8 protein-coding genes and 1 pseudogene are annotated in these 9168 nt (G+C 64.3%); 4 read left to right on the top strand and 5 right to left on the bottom strand.

What is annotated here, in order from left to right:
* Nucleotides 1–185: 185 nt before the first annotated feature.
* Nucleotides 186–950 (bottom strand): annotated as a pseudogene (locus HPY23_RS09200) (Y-family DNA polymerase); the annotation flags it as partial.
* Nucleotides 947–1411, bottom strand: coding sequence for a LexA family protein (locus HPY23_RS09195; RefSeq protein ID WP_060846001.1), 465 nt, complete (start codon nt 1409–1411; stop codon nt 947–949). The gene HPY23_RS09195 and the pseudogene HPY23_RS09200, both read right to left, overlap by 4 nt.
* Nucleotides 1412–1700: 289 nt before the next feature.
* On the opposite strand from HPY23_RS09195, the gene HPY23_RS09190 reads away from it, so the two are divergent.
* Together HPY23_RS09190 and HPY23_RS09185 are read left to right on the top strand one after the other, a co-directional pair.
* Nucleotides 1701–2174 carry a hypothetical protein gene (locus HPY23_RS09190; RefSeq protein ID WP_236013058.1) on the top strand — a complete coding sequence of 158 codons (474 nt, stop codon included), beginning with the start codon at nt 1701–1703 and terminating at the stop codon, nt 2172–2174.
* Between the two features lie 136 nt (nt 2175–2310).
* Complete coding sequence (locus HPY23_RS09185; protein WP_060846000.1) at nt 2311–3036, top strand: SIMPL domain-containing protein; 726 nt, start codon at nt 2311–2313, stop codon at nt 3034–3036.
* Nucleotides 3037–3186: 150 nt separating this feature from the next.
* Here HPY23_RS09185 and HPY23_RS09180 read toward each other — a convergent pair whose 3' ends face one another.
* Entirely contained in the window at nt 3187–4635 is a 1449-nt protein-coding gene (locus tag HPY23_RS09180) for an MFS transporter (RefSeq protein ID WP_210344713.1), read from the bottom strand.
* A gap of 386 nt (nt 4636–5021) precedes the next feature.
* On the opposite strand from HPY23_RS09180, the gene HPY23_RS09175 reads away from it, so the two are divergent.
* The gene (locus HPY23_RS09175) at nt 5022–5912 is read left to right on the top strand and encodes a DMT family transporter (protein ID WP_236013057.1); all 891 of its coding nucleotides are present in this window, start codon (nt 5022–5024) and stop codon (nt 5910–5912) included.
* 106 nt (nt 5913–6018) lie between these two features.
* On the opposite strand, the gene HPY23_RS09170 is transcribed toward HPY23_RS09175, so the two are convergent.
* On the bottom strand, nt 6019–6663 hold the full coding sequence (locus tag HPY23_RS09170; protein ID WP_200602185.1) for an SOS response-associated peptidase: 645 nt from the start codon (nt 6661–6663) through the stop codon (nt 6019–6021).
* A 138-nt stretch (nt 6664–6801) separates the two neighbouring features.
* The gene (locus HPY23_RS09165) at nt 6802–7581 is read right to left on the bottom strand and encodes a helix-turn-helix transcriptional regulator (RefSeq protein ID WP_200602183.1); all 780 of its coding nucleotides are present in this window, start codon (nt 7579–7581) and stop codon (nt 6802–6804) included.
* 102 nt (nt 7582–7683) lie between these two features.
* Here HPY23_RS09165 and HPY23_RS09160 point away from each other — a divergent pair, with 102 nt between their 5' ends.
* Complete coding sequence (locus HPY23_RS09160; RefSeq protein ID WP_200602182.1) at nt 7684–8799, top strand: alcohol dehydrogenase catalytic domain-containing protein; 1116 nt, start codon at nt 7684–7686, stop codon at nt 8797–8799.
* Nucleotides 8800–9168 lie beyond the last annotated feature (369 nt).

Raw genomic sequence — 9168 nt, 5'->3', positions numbered from 1 at the left:
GCTTGATCGGCTTATGCTGCACGAAGTACGCGCGGCGGATCTTCGCGACCGTCTCCACGACCAACATCCTCCGCGAGCCTCCCGTTCCGAATGCGGGAGGCAGTCTGGAAGAAGTATCCTGGGGGTCCCGTTTGGACGCCGATCACCCCGGAAACGGGGTCCTTATTCCACGCCTAATCACAGGTGGAGAAGCTACGGGTCACCGCGCAGCCTTTGCGCCGGGCCGGCACGATCTCGAGCGGCAGGCACGACCGTCCGCGTAGCTCATGGATGATGCGCTCGCCCACCACCGTCAGAGAGGCCCGCGCCGGCCGGGGATCGAGGTCGCGCAGATCGGCAACCGTATCCACGCCCATCGCAGTGAGCCGGGCCAGGGAAGCGCGCCCGATGCCCCATACCTCCCCGACCGAGATCCCCACCATCCACGCTGCACGCTCCGCCTCGTCGGAGAGGTCGCACACGCCGCCAAGCTCTGGGATCGATTTGGCGATGTGGTTGGCGAGCTTGGCGAGGGTCTTGGTGGGGCCGATACCCACGCAGGTGGGCAGGCCGGTCCATCGACGCACGGTGGAGCGGAGATCCCGAGCCAGCGCTATCCGGTCGCGTTCCCGCACATCGGAGAGGTCGAGAAAGCTCTCATCGATGGAGTACACCTCCACGTCCCGCGCGAACTGCCGGTACACCGTGTTGGCGCGCGCGCTCATGTCGCCATACAGGGCGTAGTTGCTGCTGAAGACGCGCACCCGCTGTCGCCGGCAAAGATCGCGGATTTTGAAGTAGGGCTCGCCCATGCGGATGCCGAGAGCCTTGGCCTCGGCGGTGCGGGCGATGGCGCAGCCATCGTTGTTGGACAGCACGATCACCGGCACGCCGGAGAGCTTGGGATCGAACACACGCTCGCAGGAGCAGTAGAAGCTGTTGCCGTCGATGAGCGCCAGGGCTCGGCTCATCGCGCAACACCCGAGCGGGCCTTCACATGGTGCCAGCGCACGGAGAACAGCAGCACGCCCCAGAGCAGCCCCTCCTCCAGATCCTCCAGGGCGAACTCCTGATCCATATCGGGATTGTCGAACGTGAGGCTCAGCCGGTTGCCCGTCATCAGCAACCGTTTGATGCTCATCTCGCCGTTCACCACGGCTACGACGACGGCGCCGGAGGTGGGCGACAGCGATCGATCCACCACGGCCAGATCCTCATCGTGGATGCCGGCGCCCTTCATGCACCAGCCGCGCACGCGCCAAATGAACGTGGCAGGTGGGTTGGGGACCAGCCAGCGGGGCAGTTCCAGCGCGCCTTCGATGAAGTCCTCGGCGGGGCTCGGGAAGCCCGCGCACAGGGTCGTGCGCATGAACGGCACACGGACGAGCCCGGTGCCATCTGCTGCCTCCTCTCCGACCCGGTAGAAACCCACTTGGTGCTCTCCGCTTCAGAACGAAAAGAGAACAAACAGGCCCGTGGTTCCCGGTCAAGGCCGAGCTTGGGCCGGTGGGGAGCGGGGATGGCTCAATCAGGTGATTGTGAGAGGGCGATGGTCGCGATGGCGTCGATATGCGAGCTCCGCCGGATGCGGGCGAGCCCGAGCATGCCTCGGGCCTTGGAGAAGCTGCGCCCCATCCCATCGCGCGCGCAGCATCATTAATTTGCGGATGGCCTGTCAGCGCCACCTCGACACACGGTCAAGGTCGCGTAAGCTCGCGCGTATGATGATACGCGCATTGATCCCTCCTGTTGTGCTTGCTCTGTCGGTCCTGCCGGCCAATGCAGCTGGCAAGATCGCTTATGGATCGAGGGCTGGCATGGAAGTCACGGTAACCAGCGTATCGGGCATTGGTACGACCAATGCTGTTATAAAAGCAGCCCATACGCGACAGAATGCAAGAAGTTACTGTACCGATTATGTGCAAAACAATTCGAAAAAATGTATCGATGATGCCTTGCGAGAAACGCGCTTGAGCGATCAGATCACTGGAAACTGTAAGACGGGCACATTTACAACCTTCAACGGCGGAAAATATAGATTTGCTGGACTGGCAAATGCCTCTGATGACGTCTCTGGATCTTATCGGATTTTCGAAGATGGAAAAATTCTCGATGGATCAAGCGCGTCGGGTTATCCTGTTGCGATAGAAACGTTTCGCGCGCTTTGTCCAGGTCAGGCAATCAAAGAATTCTAGTATCAAAACTCGATCAGCTTGACCGTATGCGCGTCGGCTTTCGAGCCATTGCGGCCGCACGGTCAAATGACGCCTGCCCTTGTCCATCTGCGCATCTCGGCGGCATTAGGCTGCCACCATGCTCACCGGTGATAATATGCTGAAGGTTGCCCTCGTTGCGGTCGGTCTCGCTGGCTGCTCCCTCGCCCACGCTGCCGAAGAGGATCAACCCAAAGCACGCCTGCCCAGCCTGAGCGTGACATCGTCGGCCACGCGTGAGGTCGTACCCGATACTGCCACCCTTCGGCTCAGCGTCTCCGCCGAGAGGCCTACGGCCGCTGCCGCTGCCGAGGAGACGGCCCGCGGCTCGCAGAGTGTGCTTGCCGAGATCAAGGCGCAGGGGATTGATCCGCGCGACATCAAGACCGTGGTCACCGTCTCGCCTGTGTACGACGACGAGCGCGGACCACAGGGCCTAATCATCAAACGTACACTACGGGGCTACGTGGGGCGTAACGCTCTGAAGGTGCGACTGCACGACACCACGCGAGCTGGTGTGCTCGCCCGCTCATTGATCGACAAAGGCGCGAACGTGTTCGAGGGTATCAGCTTCGCGGTCAGTGATGAGCAGCGTCCCATGGACGAATTGCGGGTCCAGGCGACTAAGGACGCGGTGCGAAAGGCCAAGCTCTACGCGGAGGCGGCCGGGGTGCGGCTGGGGCGCGTACTGACCATCGATCCGAACCCCGACAGCCTTGTAGGGGAAGCCGATTTACCCCGCCCACCAGCGACGAGTGGCACTATGACAACCGTTATCCCGGTCGAGCCGGGCGTCGAGCAGCTTGTGGCAAGGGTAAGCGTCACATGGGAGATCTTGCCCTGAGCGGGTTTTCGTTCCCCATACTCAGCGGCCCTTCGCACGGCCAAGCTGATTGGTCATAATGTTATTCCCTGCTCGTGCCTAATGCGTGGTGACGATCTTCCTGATTTAGGACAAATCGGGGTGAGCAGAAATACACTTCACGGGTTGCCGTCAAAGCCGCCGCACCGGCAGGGTCCAGGCCAGCACTGCATTGGCTATGGCGAAGAGTGCGATGGTCGAGAAGGCGGCTGAGAAGCTGCCTTGAATGTGGGTGACCGCCGAAGCGCGCGACGCTTCTGGCAAGCTCGCCAGGGCGGCGGGACCGTGTCGAACGGCGTCGGCGAAGACATCAGCGATCGCGGCGTTCCGGCCCAACGTGACGAACAGCACGGCCATCGCGACGGTGACGCCGATGGCCGAGCCGACCGAGCGCGACAGTTGCACGGACGCAGACGCAGCCCCCAGCATAGCGGATGGAGACTGGGACTGCATCGTGATCTGAGCCACCGGCATGGCCGAGCCCTGGAACACCGCCACGACCGCCAGCATCGCCGGCAGACCCCAGGGACCGAGCGCCGCCCCGACCGGGCCCATCCCGAACGCCACGAGCAGCAAGCCCAACGCCGCTGCGGTCTGACCCACTGCGGGGAAGATGGCGACACGCCCAGTTCGTGACACCAGTCGCCCCGTGATCAACGACCCCACCCCGACGGTCGCCGTCAGAGGCAGCATCATCAGCCCGATCTCTCCGGCCGATGCGCCGTCCACCGCTCGCAGGTGGATCGGCAGGATCGTCGCTTCACTCACCAGCAATGCACCGGAGCAGGCCGCCATGGCATTCGCTCGCCACATCGCCGGGCGACGCAGCAGGTCCAGCGGGAACAGCGGCTGTGCCGCTCGCCGCTCCTGCCGCCCCAGCAGCACGAGGCAGACCAGGGACACCCCGATCCCGAGCAGCGTCGTTGGTTCGATGCGCTGCAGCTGCTCCAGCGCCAACAGGAGCGGCACCACCGATCCAGCAAATAGGAAGAGACCCGGCCAGTCGAATTTCCCGCGCTCACCGCTGCCCTCGCGGCCGGGTAGCCGCACCAACAGCACCATCGCCAGCAGGCCGAGCGGCAGGTTCACCAAGAACACCGAAGGCCACCCAAACGCCTGTGTCAGCGCCCCGCCTACAACCGGCCCGAAGGTCGAGGAGGCCACGATCACCGCGGCCATGAACCCTTGGGCTCGGCCCAGCTGGTGGCGCGCGACGTTCTCGGCCAGCACCGCCTGGCTCAGCACCATCAAGCCGCCGCCGCCGAAGCCCTGCAGAATGCGGGCGCCAACCAGCGTCAGGAGGCTGTGAGCTAAGGCGCACAGCACGGACGCCGTGACGAACAGTGCCAGGGCCAGCAGCAGCATGCGTCGCCGCCCGAGGGCATCCCCCAGCCGGCCGTAGACGGGGGCCGCCACGGTACTGGCCACCAAGTAGGATGCGACCACCCAGGAGACGCGCTCCACATCGCCGAACTCGCTCGCCATCGCAGGCAGCGCCGCCGTGATGATGGTGCCGTCCACCACGGCTACGAATGTCGGGAGCAGGATGGGCGGAAACACCCGCCGGAGTGGCAAATTCATCGGTGCCATTCTCTCATCTGACCAGCTGCGATGGGGCTGGCGGTGGCGGTTGAGGAGAGCGGTACACGGATGTCGCAGTCGGAGATATGGCCCCGCTGCTCGTCGCGGTTGCACGCACATCAAGGCCAGATCGTCCGCCGACGCCGTCCCTGATCATCACGGTGGAGTGGGTGGCTTCGGTCGGGTATGGCAACGAGCCGACTGCCAGGATGCATCCCGGGGGTAACCGGGTCGGTGTGATGCGGACCGATAAGTCGCACCACCAGGGCGGATCGGTGGCTGAACGCTGATTGCCCCCGCTGCTCCAAAAAGACGAAGGGTAGGAAACCGTGGCTGTGAGTGTGGGGCGTGCCGCCGTGCCCGTGGGTGCCATCGGTGGCATCGTGATGATGCTGCTCGGCGTGCTGTTCTTCGCGCTGAACGACACCATGGGCAAATGGCTGCTCGGCACCTACGCGGTGGGTCAGCTCATGCTCGTGCGCAGCATCTCGGGCCTGTGCGTGATGGCGCCTGCCATCCACCGGGTCGGGCTCAGCGGGTTCCGCGATGCACCGCGCCCCGGATTGCAGCTGGTGCGAGCGGGCTTCTCGACGCTGGAAGCCTCGCTCTTCTTTTGGGGCGTGAGCACGCTGCCGCTGGCCGAGGTCATGACCTACTACATGGCCGGCCCGATCTACGTGACCGCCCTCTCGCCCCTGCTGCTGGGCGAGCGCGTTGGGTGGCGTCGCTGGGCCGCCATCGGGGTGGGCTTCTGCGGGGTCGCCCTTGCCCTCCATCCCTCACCGGGATCGTTGTCCGTGGGGGCGGCATGCGCCCTCGCCGGCAGCTTCTTCTACGCGTTGTTCCTCATCACAACCCGCAAGCTCGCGGCTGTTCCCGGCACCGTCCTGATGACGAGCCAGCTCGTGTCGTCGCTGATTTTTGGGGCGGCTCTTGTGTTGGCCTATGGGTGGACCTCTACCGGACCCACGGATTTTGCTCTCATGCTTTTGCTGGGTGTTGGATCGCTGCTGGGCAATTTGTGCGTGAACCAGTCGCTCCGATTGGCGCCTGCGACGACGGTCGTGCCCTACCAGTACACGTTGATCCTATGGGGAATGCTATTCGGCTACCTCTTCTTTGGTGAGATGATCGGCCCGCTCACAATGGCCGGTGCTGGCATCATCGTCGCGAGCGGTCTCTTTATTTTCGTGCGGGAGCAGCAATTGGGGCGGAGATCGAAGGCCCGTGATGTACCAACTGAGCCAGTGATCGCGAAGCTGCATGACCTCGACTGAGCACCGACAGCACCGGCTCCGGGACGGTCCTCACGCGCAGGCGGTCGCGGAGATGGCCAGGAAACGAGGGAAGGTCCGTTGCAGCCAGACGCCCCGGGGCTGCGCCTTACCCACCATCCTTCCGATCGCCCCGAGCGACCTCGGTCATCATCCCGTCCGGCAGGGGGCGTTGCAGCTGAAGCGCCTCCTCGGCTGGCGCTTCGAGCCACGTGCGCCAATCCTCAGGGGTCGTTAGCAGAACCGGCATCGCCTTGGGGTGAACCGGACCGACTATTCCGTTCGCCTCCGTTGTCAGGAACGAGAACAGCCGGTGCTCCTCCGTTAGGGGTTCGTCGCGCTTCGGCCCACGCACACCGGTCCAAGGCCGCCAGATCCCCGCGAAGGCGAACAGCGGCCGGCTCTCATCGAGGGCGAACCACACCGGCGTTTTACGGGGCTTGGTGTCGGCGTACTCGCTGAACGAGGTCACCGGCACCAGGCAGCGGTGCGCCGGCTTGAGCCAGGGCCGCCAGTAGGGCGAGGCGACGTTGCGCACGTTGGTGACCGGCTGGGTGCCTACCTTCGGAGGTGGCGGGAAGCCCCAGCGCATCATCGTCAGTGCCCGCTCGCCGCCAGCCGTATGGACCACGGGCGCCATCTGATCAGGGAAGATCCCGGGCAGCGGCGGCAGGTTGCCGGCCTCGTCGCGATCGACCGCGAAGGTGCGCCGAATTTTGTCCTGGGAGCGGGAACTGCTGTAGAGGTTGCACATGATCGGGATCGTAGCCGATCGAGCCCTGCCAGTCCTGGATGCTGTGCGGGTGTCGCTTTTTGCATCAAGGTGCTCCTTGAACAGTGCCCACCGAAGGACCGCATGGGGTGGACCACCGAACATGTAGATCATCTGGCCTCATGTAGTGATAGGCACGTAGATCGCGAGTTTCAGTGCGGGGTCTTCGTTGGCCTGGAAGGTCGAGTACTCGAAGGAGAGCGAGCCACGCTGTGGGTGGTGCAGCAGCTTCCGTCCCGTCCCGCTCGGCCGCACCTCGTGTGCCTGCCACCATGCCTGGAACTGCGTGCATCCCTTCTGCAACCTGGCGAGAAGGTCCGTGAACGCTGGGTCAGCCGCCCAGAGGTCGTGGGTCGCCCGAAACTGCGCAGTCATGCGCTGCGCCTCCTGCGCCCATGCTTCGCCGAACAACGAGCGTGCCCGCGCATCGGTGAGGACGAATAGCAGGATGTTGCGCTCGGCCTCGTGCAAATCGTCGAAGGCGAACAGGTCAGCCGCCGCGGCATTCCAGGTCAGGAGGTCCCAGCGGCGGCCGGTGACGTAGGCGGGCTGGTTCAGACTGCCAATCAACCTATCGAGCGTTGCCGGAATCTGTTCCTTCACGAAGCGATGGCGCTGTGGACCGTGGGCGAGCGCGCGCAAGTGGGCGTGCTCGGCAGTGTTCAGGCAGAGAGCTCGCGCGAGGGCGTCGATCGTCGCCATGGAAGGGCTGACACTGCGCCCCTGCTCCAGCCTCACGTACCAGTCGATACTGATACCCGCGCGCTGCGCAACCTCGTCGCGCCGCAAGCCCGGCGTGCGCCGTTGCCGTACTGCCGCGACCGCAAGGACCTTTGGGTCGAGCGCCGCACGTCTAGCGCGGAGGAAGTCGCCAAGGGCCTTCTGATGCGGGTCACTCATCGTTCCTCGCGTGGAGGGTAGGAGGGACAGTCCTAGGATAATGCTAGGCCTTCCGGGAGGCTGGAAAAAGCTCATTCTTCTGTTCGGCAAGGAGGTCCTGCAATGAAGGCTGCTGTGCTCAAGGCGTTCGGATCGCCGCTCGCGGTGGAACACAGGCCCGATCCGGTCTTGGGGACAGGTGAGGTCATCGTCGACGTGGTCGCCGCGCCTATCCTGTCCTATGCAGACGAAGTATTTTCCGGCGCACGCAATTACCCTTTGCCGCCGCCGGTCGTTCCTGGCTGCGGAGCAATTGGTCGGGTACGAGCGGTCGGTCCCGACGCAACCAAGCTCGCTTCCGGCGACTGGGTCTTCTGCGACCCCACCGTGCGCTCGCGCGACGATGCCCTGATGCCCGACATTGTGCTCCAGGGCTGGAGCGCACGGGGCGAGGGCGGTGCGAAGCTCCAACGCTACCACCTCGATGGTGCCTTCGCTGAGCAGGTGCGAGTGCCCACCGAGAATGCCATTCCGATCGGCCCCATCGCCGAGACCGAGGCGGCGCGCTGGTGCGCGATCAATACCCTGCTCATCCCCTATGGCGGCCTGCTGGCCGCAAACCTGCAAGCGGGCGAGACGCTGCTGGTGAGTGGGGCCACCGGCAATTTCGGCAGCGCGACCGTTGCTGTGGCGCTCGCGATGGGCGCAGCCTGCATCGTCACGCCCGGCCGCAACGAAGCGGTGCTTGCCGACCTCGCGCGGCGTTTCGGCAGCCGTGTGCGACCCGTAATGCTGACGGGAAACGAGGAGGTGGATCGTGCTCGCATGATGGAAGCCGCCCAAGGACCCATCGACTGCGTGCTCGATATTCTGCCGCCATCCGTACGCACTCAGGTTGTGCGGGCCGCGGTCATGAGCGTGCGGCCATACGGGCGGGTCATTCTGATGGGCGGCGTGGGCATGCTCGGCGGCGATGACCTGGCGCTGCCTTACCCTTGGATCATGCGCAACGACATTACGGTGCGGGGCAAGTGGATGTATCCGCCGGAAGCGGTCCGGATGATTGTCGGCCTCGTGCGTGCGGGCTTGTTACGGTTGGAGGAGTACGCGGTGACGGAGTTTGCGTTGTCCAGAGTGAACGAAGCCATCGCGCATGCCGCCGCGAATGGTGGCCCGTTTCGGTTGACCGTCCTAAGACCTGGGGGAGCCATGCGCGACAGTGTGAGAAAGTCACCTTAGGGCCGGGGGCGGGGATTGTAGGCGCGCAAATGGAATGTCCGAGAAGGGTCGGGAGCGGCGGTTCAGCGCCTCTTCGCCCAAGGTCGGCTGATGGCCCCAAGCGGACACTTGCAAGGCCATCTTTGAACAACCGCATGGGGTGGACTGCAGACATTGCCTTGCTGCTCGAAAGCGGACGTTCTACCTGACGCCAGTTCGATAAGCGCGAAAGTGCAAGCCTGCGTCCCAAGGCAGGCGAGACAGTTGTCGCCTGAACTATTTACGGTCATTCGTCATTCGGGGTTGATGGACGAGAGGCGGGCTCGAAGCCCGCTTCGTCGTTTGGGGTTGATAGACGCCCAGGCCACAGGCAGGAAACAGCGTGAGGCG

The organism is Methylobacterium ajmalii, assembly GCF_016613415.1.
In the GTDB taxonomy this organism is placed as follows: domain Bacteria; phylum Pseudomonadota; class Alphaproteobacteria; order Rhizobiales; family Beijerinckiaceae; genus Methylobacterium; species Methylobacterium ajmalii.
This window is presented reverse-complemented; position numbering and strand designations above follow the sequence as displayed.